The organism is uncultured Campylobacter sp. (assembly GCF_905373215.1).
Lineage (GTDB): Bacteria > Campylobacterota > Campylobacteria > Campylobacterales > Campylobacteraceae > Campylobacter_B.
Map to the genome: position 1 here is coordinate 103,655 of NZ_CAJPRT010000004.1, position 12,122 is coordinate 115,776.

General features: G+C 49.1%; 13 protein-coding genes. 10 read left to right on the forward strand and 3 right to left on the reverse strand.

Annotation, left to right across the window (positions count from 1 at the left end; translation table 11 throughout):
• Nucleotides 1-332: 332 nt before the first annotated feature.
• From trpS to QZ176_RS03405, 7 genes are all read left to right on the forward strand, one after another.
• A complete protein-coding gene (gene trpS / locus QZ176_RS03375) occupies nt 333-1,301 on the forward strand; it encodes a tryptophan--tRNA ligase (protein ID WP_295151246.1) in 969 nt (322 codons plus the stop codon).
• A gap of 10 nt (nt 1,302-1,311) precedes the next feature.
• The gene (locus QZ176_RS03380) at nt 1,312-1,809 is read left to right on the forward strand and encodes a DUF2628 domain-containing protein (RefSeq protein ID WP_295151248.1); all 498 of its coding nucleotides are present in this window, start codon (nt 1,312-1,314) and stop codon (nt 1,807-1,809) included.
• A gap of 54 nt (nt 1,810-1,863) precedes the next feature.
• The gene (locus QZ176_RS03385) at nt 1,864-2,130 is read left to right on the forward strand and encodes an ACT domain-containing protein (protein WP_005871308.1); all 267 of its coding nucleotides are present in this window, start codon (nt 1,864-1,866) and stop codon (nt 2,128-2,130) included.
• 9 nt (nt 2,131-2,139) lie between these two features.
• A complete protein-coding gene (locus tag QZ176_RS03390) occupies nt 2,140-3,477 on the forward strand; it encodes a PFL family protein (RefSeq protein WP_295151249.1) in 1,338 nt (445 codons plus the stop codon).
• A 24-nt stretch (nt 3,478-3,501) separates the two neighbouring features.
• Entirely contained in the window at nt 3,502-3,915 is a 414-nt protein-coding gene (locus QZ176_RS03395; RefSeq protein WP_295151251.1) for a hypothetical protein, read from the forward strand.
• A gap of 557 nt (nt 3,916-4,472) precedes the next feature.
• Nucleotides 4,473-5,051, forward strand: coding sequence for a hypothetical protein (locus QZ176_RS03400; protein ID WP_295151253.1), 579 nt, complete (start codon nt 4,473-4,475; stop codon nt 5,049-5,051).
• Between the two features lie 127 nt (nt 5,052-5,178).
• A complete protein-coding gene (locus QZ176_RS03405; RefSeq protein WP_295151254.1) occupies nt 5,179-5,640 on the forward strand; it encodes a hypothetical protein in 462 nt (153 codons plus the stop codon).
• 978 nt (nt 5,641-6,618) lie between these two features.
• Here the strand turns inward: QZ176_RS03405 and uvrB are convergent.
• On the reverse strand, nt 6,619-8,595 hold the full coding sequence (uvrB, locus tag QZ176_RS03410) for an excinuclease ABC subunit UvrB (protein ID WP_295151256.1): 1,977 nt from the start codon (nt 8,593-8,595) through the stop codon (nt 6,619-6,621).
• Nucleotides 8,596-8,664: 69 nt separating this feature from the next.
• Here uvrB and QZ176_RS03415 point away from each other — a divergent pair, with 69 nt between their 5' ends.
• From QZ176_RS03415 to QZ176_RS03425, 3 genes are read left to right on the forward strand one after another with little or no spacing between them, the layout of a single operon-like run.
• Entirely contained in the window at nt 8,665-8,925 is a 261-nt protein-coding gene (locus QZ176_RS03415; protein ID WP_295151258.1) for a hypothetical protein, read from the forward strand.
• On the forward strand, nt 8,922-9,158 hold the full coding sequence (locus QZ176_RS03420; RefSeq protein ID WP_005871317.1) for a hypothetical protein: 237 nt from the start codon (nt 8,922-8,924) through the stop codon (nt 9,156-9,158). Before QZ176_RS03415 ends, QZ176_RS03420 begins: the two co-directional genes overlap by 4 nt.
• On the forward strand, nt 9,155-9,622 hold the full coding sequence (locus QZ176_RS03425) for a hypothetical protein (RefSeq protein WP_295151260.1): 468 nt from the start codon (nt 9,155-9,157) through the stop codon (nt 9,620-9,622). Before QZ176_RS03420 ends, QZ176_RS03425 begins: the two co-directional genes overlap by 4 nt.
• Nucleotides 9,623-10,103: 481 nt before the next feature.
• Here QZ176_RS03425 and QZ176_RS03430 read toward each other — a convergent pair whose 3' ends face one another.
• Together QZ176_RS03430 and QZ176_RS03435 are read right to left on the reverse strand one after the other, a co-directional pair.
• A complete protein-coding gene (locus QZ176_RS03430) occupies nt 10,104-10,811 on the reverse strand; it encodes an alpha/beta hydrolase (RefSeq protein WP_295151262.1) in 708 nt (235 codons plus the stop codon).
• Nucleotides 10,812-11,316: 505 nt separating this feature from the next.
• Nucleotides 11,317-11,853: a phosphatidylglycerophosphatase A gene (locus QZ176_RS03435; protein WP_295151264.1), complete on the reverse strand. Its 537-nt coding sequence runs from the start codon at nt 11,851-11,853 to the stop codon at nt 11,317-11,319.
• Nucleotides 11,854-12,122: the final 269 nt, after the last annotated feature.

Below are 12,122 nucleotides of genomic sequence, written 5' to 3' on the forward strand. Positions count from 1 at the left end.
GGAGGGCTTAGAGCGCGAGCAAATTCCAAAGCGCGTAATCGCGTGGCACTTCGATCTTTACGAGCCTTACGCACTACAGCTGGCGGGATCGAGCAGCTACGATGCGGATGATGACGACTGGGCGTGCGAGGACGAGGATGAGTTTTATCCGCAAAGCTCGCGCTTGCAGCTTGATTTTTTAAGCGAGCTTTCGTGGCGGCAGGTTTTAAAAATGCTCGTGCAGGCTTTACGCGATCTGCGAGAGCAGATGCCAGATGCAAAAATTTTTAAGTGCAAGCACGTTGCCGCTGGCTTCGTAGACGGCGATTTGATTTTGATTTAAAGGAGCAACGATGAGAATTTTAACGGGTCTTCAGCCCAGCGGCAAGCTGCATTTGGGCAACTACTTCGCGAGCATCAAGCAGATGGTAGACGCGCAAAACGCGGGCGAGCAGATGTTTATGTTTATCGCAAACTACCATGCGCTCACGTCCGTAAGCGACGGCGCAAAGCTAAAAAACTCCACCTACGAGGCCGCCGCAGCGTTTTTGTCTCTCGGGATCGATCCGAAAAAGACGGTGTTTTGGGTGCAAAGCGACGTAAAAGAGGTGTTGGAGCTTTACTGGATTTTAAGCGGATATGCGCCGATGGGGCTACTCGAGCGAGCGCACGCATACAAAGACAAGATCGCCAAGGGCTTTGAGAGCAAGCACGATCTGTTCAGCTACCCCGTACTGATGGCGGCGGACATCCTGCTATACAGCGCGGAGGTCGTGCCCGTGGGCAAGGATCAGATCCAGCACGTCGAGATCGCCCGCGACATCGCGCTTAAATTTAACAACGCCCACGGCGAAATTTTAACTATTCCGCAAGCGCGCGTAAACGATGAAGTGGCGATCGTGCCGGGCACAGACGGCGCCAAGATGAGCAAAAGCTACGGCAATACGATCGATATTTTTGCAGATGCCGCGACGCTAAAGAAGCAAATTTCAAGTATCGTAACGACCTCTGAGCCCCTAGAGGCGCCTAAGCAGTGGCGCGGATGCAATGTCTATAATATCGCGAAACTATTTTTAAACGAAGCGGAGCAAGCGGCGCTGCGGGCTCGCTACGAGCGGGGCGGCGAGGGGCACGGGCACTTCAAGGCGTATCTAAACGAGCTAGTGCTCGGCTACTTCAAAGACGCGCGAGATAAATTCGAATACTATCAAAGCCACCGCGAAATTTTAGATGAGATGTTAAGGCAGGGTGCGCAAAGAGCGGCTGCGACGGCTGCTTCATTGATGCAAAAGGTTCGCGCCGCCGTGGGGATTTATCGCTAAGGAGAGTGAGATGACGGATTATGCTAGAGAAATTTTATCTGACGGCAAGCTGCTTCGGCAGAAGCTGGAAATTTTCTTGCAAACTCCTAGTAAGGTTGAAATTTACGCACGCGCCTGCGAGAAATTTTTTGCCGCGGGTAAGCAGCGCGAGTTAAATTATGTAAGTACATGGAGCTGGTGGGGATTTTTCGGCACGCTGTTCTTTTTTCTGTACCGCAAGGAGTACAAAATTGCCGCAGCCCTATTTGCCTTTGTGGTAATTTCTTGCTTTATTCCGTTTTTGGATGAATATGATAGAAGTATAGGAATGGCGGTTAGTGTCAGTAGTGGAACTATGGCGAAATATTTCGTTTGCTATAGATTTGTCGCGCTACTGGATAAAGGGGACGACGAAGCTCTAAGGCGGGGCGGCGGCGTGAATAGATGGGCGATATGGCTCGCGGTAATATTTTACGCTTTGGTCGCAATCGTGTTTGCGCTGATAATTTCAAACGGCGGCAAGGCTTAGTCGTTTTAAACGGCTTCCACGCTCAAAAGCACTAAATTTTAAAAAGGAGTAAGAATGAAAGCGATCGTAACGGTGATCGGTAAGGACAAGGTCGGCATTGTGGCGGGCGTTTCGGCTAAGCTCGCGCAGCTTGGGCTAAACATAGACGACATCAGCCAGACGGTTTTGGACGAGTTTTTCACGATGATGGCGGTGGTTTCCAGCGAGGAAAAGCAGGACTTCACGGCCCTACGCGAGGAACTAAACGAGCTAGGCGAAAAGTTAAAAGTTAAAATCAACATCCAAAGCTCGGCGATATTTGACGCCATGCACAACATCTAAGGCGCGCAAATGGACATCAAAAACGTAACCGAAACGATCGCGATGATCGAGGAGCAAAATTTCGACATCCGCACGATCACGATGGGCATCAGCCTGCTTGATTGCATCGATCCCGATATGGGCAAAGCGGCGGAGAAAATTTATGCAAAAATCACCGAAAAGGCGCGCGATCTAGTAAAGGTCGGCAATGAAATTTCAGCAGAGCTTGGCATCCCGATCGTAAACAAACGCGTCTGCGTAACGCCTATCGCCATCATCGGCGCGGCGACAAACGCTACTGATTACGTCCCGCTTGCTAGAGCGATGGACGAGGCGGCGCAAAAGGTCGGTATCGACTTTATCGGCGGCTTTTCGGCGCTAGTGCAAAAAGGCTACGCAAAGGGCGATAAAATTTTAATCGACTCCATCCCTGCCGCGCTCGCCGCGACGCAAAAGGTCTGCTCGTCGGTGAATATCGGCTCGACTAAGACGGGCATAAATATGAGCGCGGTCGCTGACATGGGGCGCGTGATCAAAGAAACGGCGCGACTTTCCGATCTAGGCGCCGCAAAGCTAGTCGTATTCGCTAACGCCGTCGAGGATAATCCCTTTATGGCGGGCGCATTTCACGGCGTGGGCGAGGCCGAGGTCGTCATAAACGTTGGCGTATCAGGCCCCGGCGTCGTTAAGCGCGCGCTTGAGAAGGTGCGCCAAGCGAGCTTTGACGTGGTTGCCGAGACCGTGAAAAAGACGGCGTTTAAGATCACGCGCATCGGACAGCTCGTAGGACAAATGGCGTCCGAGCGGCTGGGCGTGAAATTTGGCATCGTCGATCTCTCGCTGGCTCCGACTCCGGCGGTGGGCGATTCGGTCGCACGCGTGCTTGAGGAGATGGGACTAGAGCGCGTCGGTACGCACGGCACGACGGCTGCGCTTGCGCTGCTAAACGACGCGGTCAAAAAGGGCGGAGTGATGGCGTGCAACCAAGTAGGCGGGCTTAGCGGTGCGTTTATCCCCGTCTCGGAGGATGAGGGCATGATCGCTGCGGTGCGTGCAGGCTCGTTAAATTTGGAAAAGCTCGAAGCGATGACCGCGATCTGCTCGGTGGGGCTCGATATGATCGCGATCCCGCAGGATACGCCCGAGCAGACGATCGCCGCGATCATAGCCGACGAGGCCGCGATCGGCGTGATAAATCAAAAAACGACCGCCGTGCGCATAATCCCAAAGGGCAAAGAGGGCGACACGCTGGAATTCGGCGGGCTTCTGGGCAGCGCGCCCGTGATGAGCGTAAATAAAAACTCATCCGCCGACTTCATCGCCCGCGGCGGCCAGATCCCCGCGCCTATCCATAGTTTTAAAAACTAAATTTAACCGGCCTAAGGAGGAAAAATGAGAGCGTTTGCGTTATTTGCGGCGGTTTTGCTTTTTAGCGGCTGCTCCATAATCTCGGCATTTTATAGCAAGGAGAAAAAATTCGAGCTGGCGGGCTTGGGGCAAGACGGGGTCTATAGGACTTCGGACGGCAGCACAGACACGCTAATAAAAGTAATGTCCGCCCGCACAAAAGAGGGCGAGCCGTATCGTATAATCCACACGCTGGAAATTCCTAAAAATTCTACCCAGACGGATTTTGATAGCAACGATAAAGAGGTATTTAAAACAGACTGCTCAAAGAATTATTGCGAGCCCAAATACGACGAGGAGCCGAAAAGAATTGCCATTTCTTGGCCTGCGCCGAATGGAGGCGGCGTTTTTGACGGCGTCATATATCTAAAAAATTTACGGCTCGTAAAGGCGTATTAAATTTGTGGATTAAAAGCGCACAAAATTTATAAAATTTAGCGAGTAAAATTCTAAGTCGCCGCGATGGAATTTTTTGGGCTTTAAATTCTGTGCTACGGGCGTGGAATTTTGAGTTAGAATTTCGGCGCGGAATTTCGCTTTTAAATTTTACGGCGTGAAATTTTACGGTGCGCTGTCTCTACGGCGCGATCCCCGCGGCGAGCTAAAATTTTAAAATTTCGTCGCAAGACGCGGCGTCAAAATTTCATTACCGCTCGCGGCGGACAAGCGGCGGGTCTTTTAAAATTTTAAATTCTAAAGCAAACTGCGTTGGAATTTTAAAATTTCAAATCGGCTCGCTTGCCATCGCTACTCGCACTTTATCGCTTGTGCGGATCGTGCGAGGCCGTGTCGATACATCTCGCGTCGCTTTTAATTTAAAGCGTTCGTCGTATCGCAGCAAGCGGTAAAATTTAACGGCGAGGTTGCGCCGCGTACCGATTTAAAAGCGTGCGGGCAGGACGGGTAAATTGCAATAAGTATTTTCTACGCGCGATCGCGCGAATAAGGAGATAAAAATGCAAGGAAGTTTCAAAAGCTCCGGCGGCGATTTAGGCGGTTCGGGCGGCATGGGCGGCGGCTTCGGCGGTATGCGAAATCCCTTCAATCAAGGCAAGCTCGCAGACGCAAAGCGCTTCGGCATCATATCTGAGGTGCTTATGCTGATTTCTGCGCTTACGGAGCACCTACCGGGCGGCGAGGGGCTTTTTAGCATCAGGGCGTGCCTGGGCCTGGGCTCGCTCATCCTTCTTTACCGCGCGGCGAAAGGCATCTCCGAGCTTGCGGGCAGTGATACCGTCTCCAACGTCAAATTTATAATTATCACCGCGATTGCCTATACAGTTGCTTCGATATTGCAAAACCGCGCCCTTACGATTATCGGCGCGCTGGCGGTTTTGTTTTTCATAGCTAGGCTCTATTACGGGCTGTATAAAGACACGCAAAACGTGCTATTTCTGATCGCCGTGGGGGTTTCGTTCGCGGGCGGCATACTGTCCGTCATCTCAGGCGACGGCTCGCGCATATCCCTGCTGATGGACTTTGCGGCGCCGGCGGCGTTTTTGTTTGCGTGGCTTCGGACGGAAAAAATCGCTTAACGATTTGCGATCATTCGTCTAAGAAGCGAGCGGGATTCTATTTCGGCGGGGATTAAACACAGCGCGCAAAAAACGGGTGTGGCATCAAAATTTTAAAAGATGACGCGAAAATAGAGGCGGAGATAAAATGCAAAAAATGGCTTGGGAATTTGGCGAGCTTGAAAAGGTCGCGACGGACGAGGGCTTTATTTGGTATGCGGAGCTGAAGCTAAAAAGCGAAAGCTTCGGTGAGGTGCCGTTTTGCCTCGTGTCTGCAGACACGGCGGATGTGGACGATGAGACGATTTCGCTTGCTCGGCGGATCGCCCGAAATATCGATCGGTACGTAAAAGACGCTCTTGCCTTCCTGCGAGACGAGCTTAGGCGCGAGTATTGTTTGGGCGAGGATGAGCTTAGGCTGCTTGACGTGCCCGTTTGCGATCTGCCGTTTGAGCTGCCGCAATGCACGTTTTACGCGCGCGATACGCAGTGGCTACTGAGGTTTGCCGAGGGTGCGCTTGATATTTGTGAGCCTTTCGGCATCGGAGTGATTTTCGAGGGCGAAAGACCGCTGCGCGTGGAAAATTTAGAGCTTAGCAGAGAGTATTAACCGCGGATAAAATTTTAAATTTAGAGGCGATTTTAAAATTTACGCAGCGCGAAAATCGGCGCGTTATGGCGCGCTCTCGCGGATAAATTTAATCGCGGCTTCTTGCCGTTTTGAAATTTTGTGGCGCACCGCAGCGGCGAAGACACGCTTCGATAAACGCCGTCTAAATTTCATTTCCTGCGCCGTGTCGCGCAAATCCCTCTTTCGTACCCTTAAAAGCTAGCGTTTATGACGGCGGCGCAAATTTATGTGCAGGCAGTCTTGGAATTCTGCGTAAAATTTTGAAAGTATCCGCGCACAACGGCGCGTAAAAAGCGCGTGAATTCGGCGTCTGGGCGCATGTACGCTCATAGCCGCTACGGATTGAGCGAGCGAAGCGACAGAATTTAAACGCAGGGCGCGCGGGAAAAAGTCGAAGATGGATGCGGAGACATGCAAAAAAGTGTAAAGGCGCTCGGCGGTATAGAGTGCGATAGCGTGGGCTGCCACAAATCGGGCTCGCAAATTGCGGATCGAAAGCGAGTTAAAACAAAAAGCTCGGCGCGTAGATTTACGGATCGGGCGTCCGGTGCAGCAAGGGCGCGGAGTGTAAATTTAGCGAGAAAAATCGATGTATAAATTTCGCGCGCAAATCATCTTAAATTTAACGAGTAAATTTTAAAACCGCTCTCGCAGCAATCCGCCTCAAACTATCTAAAATTTAATGAGTAAATTTTAAAATTTCACCTTGCGGCATTCCTGCGCGAATTATTTAAATTTAATGATTAAATTTCAAAACTCGCCGTCTCGCATCACGCCCAAATTTACGCTCTGCCTCGCAGCATTTAACGCGTAGATCGCGCAAATTTCACGTTTTGCTTTACGGTATTCGGCGCGCAAATTCGCTCTGTATTACGCGCGCAAATTTCACGCTCCGCCAGGTGGAATTTAATGCGCAAATTTCACGACGAAATTTCAGGGCGTTTCGAGTCTCGCGATTTACAGCTTCCTAAGCTTTGCGATCTCATCGCGCAGCGCTGCAGCCTTTTCAAACTCCAGCGCCGCCGCGGCATCGAGCATCTGCTTGCGAAGCTCCTTTACGATCTTGGCGCGCTCGGCGGCGGGCATCTTCTCTAAATTGGCACCCTTTCTTAAAATTTCGGTGCCGTCCTCGATCTTTAGGCTCTCTTCGATATTGCGGCTCGCAGAATGCGGGGTTATGCCGTGAGCGCGGTTGTATTCATCTTGAAATTTACGGCGTTTTTGGGTGATGTCGATCGCCTCTTGCATCGAAGCGGTGATCTTTTTGCAAAACATCACGACCTGCCCGTTCACGTTTCGCGCGGCTCGCCCCATCGTCTGAATAAGGCTCGTGCGCGAGCGCAAAAAGCCCTCCTTATCGGCATCCATGATCGCGATAAGGCTTACTTCGGGCAGATCGAGCCCCTCGCGGAGCAAATTTATACCGATTAGCATATCGTATTCGCCGCTGCGTAGGTCGCGGATGAGCTCGTTGCGCTCGATCGCATCGATGTCCGAGTGCATATATTTGACCTTAAGGCCTAGCTCCAGATAGTATTTGCTCAGCTCCTCCGCCATCTTTTTGGTTAGCACGGTCACTAAAATCCGCTCGCCGCGCGCGATGACCTCCTTTGCCATATCGTGTAAAATTTCAACCTGGTTGTCGCTGTCTTTTAAGATAATCTGCGGATCGAGTAGTCCCGTCGGGCGCAGTATCTGCTCATATACGGCTCCGCGGCTAAGATCCAGCTCGTAATCATTAGGTGTTGCGGAGACAAATAGGAATTTAGCTTTTTTTTTGATAAACTCATCAAACATCAGCGGGCGGTTATCAAGTGCTGATGGCAGGCGGAAGCCGTATTCTACGAGCGTTTCTTTACGGCTGCGATCTCCTGCGAACATCCCGCGAAACTGCGGCAAGCTCACGTGGCTTTCATCGACGATGACGAGATAGTCCTTGCCTTTGCTCTCGTAGTAATCAAAGAGCGAATATGGCGTCTCGCCAGGTTTTTGACCGGTCAGATAGCGCGCGTAGTTTTCGATCCCCTTACACATCCCCGTAGCGCCCAGCATCTCAAGGTCAAACTCCACTCGCCCTTTCAGCCGCTGCGCCTCTACGAGCTTGCCCGCGTCCTCGAAAAATTTCAACCTCTGCTCAAGCTCCTCTTCGATCCCTTTGATTGTTGATTTCAGGCGCTGCTCGCCCACAATGAACTGGCTCGTCGGGTAGAGAATAAATTTTTTGACGCTCTGCGTCTTTTTGTTTTCGAGCACGTCCAGATGATACATCGCCTCTATCTCGTCGCCGAAAAACTCGACCCTAAACGCCTCATCGTTAAAATACGCGGGGTAGATGTCGATCACGTCGCCGTTTACGCGAAAATTCCCGCGATCAAAAAAATCGTCGTTGCGTTTGTAACCCATATCGACGAGCTTGCGAAGCAAAAATTTAGTGCTAAATTTTGATCCGATCTCAAAAAACAGCACCATGCCTTTGTATTCGGCGGGATCGCCCAGACCGTAGTTTGCCGAAACCGACGCTACGGTGATGACGTCATCAAAGCTCAGCAAACTCGCCGTGGCACTTAGTCGCAAGCGCTCGAGCTCTTGGTTTACGTCGCTGTCCTTTTCTATGAAAAGATCCTGCCTTGGGATGTAAGCCTCGGGCTGATAGTAATCGTAATAGCTGATGAAATACTCGACGTGGTTTTGCGGGAAAAAGCCTTTAAATTCGCTATAAAGCTGCGCCGCGAGAGATTTATTATGCGTCATTACGAGCGCAGGAATTCCGAGGCGCTTGATGATATTTGCCATGGTAAAAGTTTTGCCCGAGCCGGTAACTCCGAGAAGAGTTTGGTATTTGTTGCCGCTTTGAAAGCCCGTGACGATGCCTTCGATCGCTTTTTCTTGATCCTCGCTTGGAGAGAATTTGCTCTCGATTTTAAAATTTTGCAAAATTTTTCCTTTTTTAAAGCCAAAATTGGGTAATATTTTCATTTAAATTATATCAGAAAAGGCGAAATAATGGAATCAATCTTTGACGAAGAGAAAAAGGTCGAGGGCTTAAGCAATAAAGTAGCTGAGCTGATTAGGCGATACACCGAGGCTAGAGACGAAAACGAAAAGCTACGTACCGAGCTGGCGACGATTAAGGCGCAAAACGAGGCTTTGGGGATGCAGCTCGGCACGCTTGAAAACGATCTGGCATATCGCAAGATGAGCGATGAGGATCTAAGCAAGCAGATCGACGATATTTTGGCGGGCGATAATTTAGGCGAGAAATGAAAGAAATTTCGGTTCAGCTGACGAGTAAGTCTTTGACGAAAAAATACGCGATAAGCCTGGATGATGACTTTGCAAAGGTCTTCGGCAGGGACTGGCGGATTTTAACTCGTGGCAGCGATCATCTGGATGCGGGCGAACTACTTGAAGCCTATATCCAAAAAAGCTATGAAAATTTCATGCTTAATAAAAAAATAGATGCCTTAGTAAAGGACATCGACGAAGGAGTAAAATGATGAAAATGAGAAAAGGTGCGGCAGTAGGCGGCGGCGTAAGCGGGATAATATTTTTAGCGATCATAATTTTCGTGATAGTAAAGATCGTGATGCCCAAGCTTACCGGCGCTAAGGATGAGGTTTTAGTAAAAGCTTACGCAGTCGAGCTTGAAGGTGTATTTAAAGATATACAACGCGACTACTTAAATCAAGGAAATTTTCGCGAGCTAAAGAGCATGACAGGCTCCAGACAGTTTAGTGATAGCGATCTAGAAAAAACCGTCACTTTAAATCAATCCTTTGATTACGGAGTAGGACCGAAACTCAAAAACGATATGATCTTTTGCGCGACGATCACCTTGCGTCAAGATAGCGATGGATATTTTTTCGAGACCTCGAATATCAACCGCAATAGGGAGCGCTGCGAAGCATTTCATAAAGATACGACTTATATGAAGCTAAATGGCTTTAGGATAGGCAAATAATTTTTAAAATTTAATCGCGCGACTGCTATGGATTCGTAAAGCATCCGTGCAGCATAAGCGCGATAGTACTAGTGAAGTGCGATAAGCCGTATCTCAGCTCGCACCTCGTGCCAAAAACATGTTAAGATTTCAAAAAATTCCATCTTTATAAACATTTTTTCTAAAATTTATGCTTTTAAATCGATATTTTTGCATTTGTATTGACAGCTTATCGGCTAAATTTTAATCATATTTTAGTTTGCAATTCATATCGGTCATGATTCATGCTATTGCGGTTAAATTTATGAAATGTGTGCTTTGAAGCTATGCCCCTCGCGTGACGGCGATGTGAGCTGGGATTTACGAAAAGCGCCTTATAAAACAAGCGTATTAAGGCAAAATATCAAGAGTATCTTAAATTTATGAAATTTGCACCCCGAAAACGCGCGAAATTTTATCGATGCGGGTTTAGGCGTGAGTTTTAAAAGTCTTTTATAGAATTTTATTGCCGATTCTCAACCGCCGATTTGATCCAACTACGCAAATAATCTAGCTGCTGCGGTGTATGGAACCAATGCTCACCGTTTTTCATAACGCTTAAGTCGCAGTCGAACTTCTGCGCAAAATTTTTGACGATGTAAAGAGGCGTCATATCGTCGTTTTCTGCGCATAGAATCCCGCTCGGCGTTTCCCACTTAGTGATCGGATTATTCAAAACAAAACTCCAATATTCCCAAAAAAGCGGTTGCCCGGCAGGGGTCAAAATCATCCGCTCTTGCTTCAATCGCTCTTCGCTAACGCCAGCCCTACGCATAATATTCGAAATAACGTATTTCATATCAAGTATCGGCGAGAGGAAGAGGCAGTCGCTAAGCTTTTCGTCGCGGAAGCTTTGCAGGCCGAGCCATGCCCCTAGGCTAACGGCAAACAGCGCGACCTCGTCCCAGCGCTTCTTTGCATACGATAAAATTTCACGAAATTTCAAAATAGCGCGCTGTGGATCGCAAGAAGCGGGCTCGTGCCGCCTCTGTCCGTGCCCGGGCAGGTCAAAGCTAATAACCTGCCGACCTTGCTTACAAACGACGGAAGCCAAAAGCTCCGCATCCTCCTTGCTTCCGCATTGCCCGTGAGCGTAGATATAAACCTTTTTCGAGCGGTTCCCCCAAACGGCGGCGGGAACGCCACGTATCTCAATCGCGCTCTTTTGCATTTTTCGTTCCTTTAATTTTTTGCGTCGATACCCGCATTTGCAGCAATGTTACAAGCAAAACCATAAATATTGCCAAAATTTAATAGCACGCCCTGCTAGACTGCCTGCAATTAGCGATAAATTTTAAAATTTTACGCGCGAGCTGCGCCTGCCGCTTTGTTTTAAAATTTAGCCGCACGAAATTTCAGGCGGCATGATTTTGATTCTTGCAGCGCAATTAAATTTTTATGTCGTAGAATTCTGTAGGTTGCGAAATTTAAAATTTAAGACCACGCAAATTTTATCGCGACTCGTGCAAAATTTTAAAATTTTACGTTTGCTTTATTTGCAGGCTATGCGAGCCGCGAATAAATACTTCTTAAATTTCAGATTCCAAGCGGGCTCACGCCTCAGAAGTTAAAATTTGCGCTAATTCATAAGCCCGCTCAAGATGCGGTTTTTAAAATTTCGGTGCTTGATAGCGCCCGCAATCGCGCTGTGTTTGCCATGAGCACATCCAAAAAGCTTAAAAGATCAATCCCGCGGCACCGAGCCTGATCCCTAAAGAGATAACTATCAAAACCCCGAGCCCCGCAAAAAAGCCCGCCAGCACGTCATCTAGCATCACGCCTAGCCCGCCCTTTACGTCGCGATCCACGCGCCCGATGATCGAGGGTTTGCGGATGTCAAACGCCCTGAAAAACAGCAGCGCCAAAATCATCGAAAGGATCGATATCCTGCTGCTCTCAAAGCCCGCAATCAGCTCCCGCAGCGGTAGCGAAAAGATCTCGCCCGCGGGCGCGGCGACGCACATCGCGATCCACATCCCCACGACCTCGTCGATGACGATCTCGCTATTGTCGTGCGAGCAGGTTCGCTTCTCGTAATCGCTTACGATCTTAAGCGAGACGAAAAAGACGAGACCGGCGCACAAAAACAGCGTCACCTCGCCCGCTAAAATCAAGACCGCCATCCCCACTATCCAGCCTGCGATGCTGCCCCAGGTGCCGGGCGCGGGCTTTAGTAGCCCCGCGCCGAAAAATGTAACGAAAATTTTATCCATAATTGTCCTTTTAAATTTTGCTTTTTAAAATTTTACCGCTTATTTTAATTAGAGCATTCGCTCGCGCACGAAAATTTTAAATTCGCTTACGCGCAGAATTTTAAATTTCATTCGTGCATGTAGAATTAATTTGCCCACCTACATGAAATTAATTCTACTCGCTCGCCACAAAATTTCGCTCGCTAACGCAGGAATTTTAAAATTCTACTCATTTGCGTAAAAATTTTAAAATTTTGCTCGCCTGCGCGGAGTTTTCAAACACGTCCGCA

Coding starts and splice junctions, on each gene's coding strand:
- QZ176_RS03395 (WP_295151251.1), top strand. CDS start 3,502: ATGAGAGCGTTTGCGTTATTTGCGGCGGTTTTGCTTTTTAGCGGCTGC.
- QZ176_RS03400 (WP_295151253.1), top strand. CDS start 4,473: ATGCAAGGAAGTTTCAAAAGCTCCGGCGGCGATTTAGGCGGTTCGGGC.
- QZ176_RS03420 (WP_005871317.1), top strand. CDS start 8,922: ATGAAAGAAATTTCGGTTCAGCTGACGAGTAAGTCTTTGACGAAAAAA.
- trpS (WP_295151246.1), top strand. CDS start 333: ATGAGAATTTTAACGGGTCTTCAGCCCAGCGGCAAGCTGCATTTGGGC.
- QZ176_RS03425 (WP_295151260.1), top strand. CDS start 9,155: ATGATGAAAATGAGAAAAGGTGCGGCAGTAGGCGGCGGCGTAAGCGGG.
- QZ176_RS03415 (WP_295151258.1), top strand. CDS start 8,665: ATGGAATCAATCTTTGACGAAGAGAAAAAGGTCGAGGGCTTAAGCAAT.
- QZ176_RS03380 (WP_295151248.1), top strand. CDS start 1,312: ATGACGGATTATGCTAGAGAAATTTTATCTGACGGCAAGCTGCTTCGG.
- QZ176_RS03385 (WP_005871308.1), top strand. CDS start 1,864: ATGAAAGCGATCGTAACGGTGATCGGTAAGGACAAGGTCGGCATTGTG.
- QZ176_RS03435 (WP_295151264.1), bottom strand. CDS start 11,853: ATGGATAAAATTTTCGTTACATTTTTCGGCGCGGGGCTACTAAAGCCC.
- QZ176_RS03405 (WP_295151254.1), top strand. CDS start 5,179: ATGCAAAAAATGGCTTGGGAATTTGGCGAGCTTGAAAAGGTCGCGACG.
- QZ176_RS03430 (WP_295151262.1), bottom strand. CDS start 10,811: ATGCAAAAGAGCGCGATTGAGATACGTGGCGTTCCCGCCGCCGTTTGG.
- QZ176_RS03390 (WP_295151249.1), top strand. CDS start 2,140: ATGGACATCAAAAACGTAACCGAAACGATCGCGATGATCGAGGAGCAA.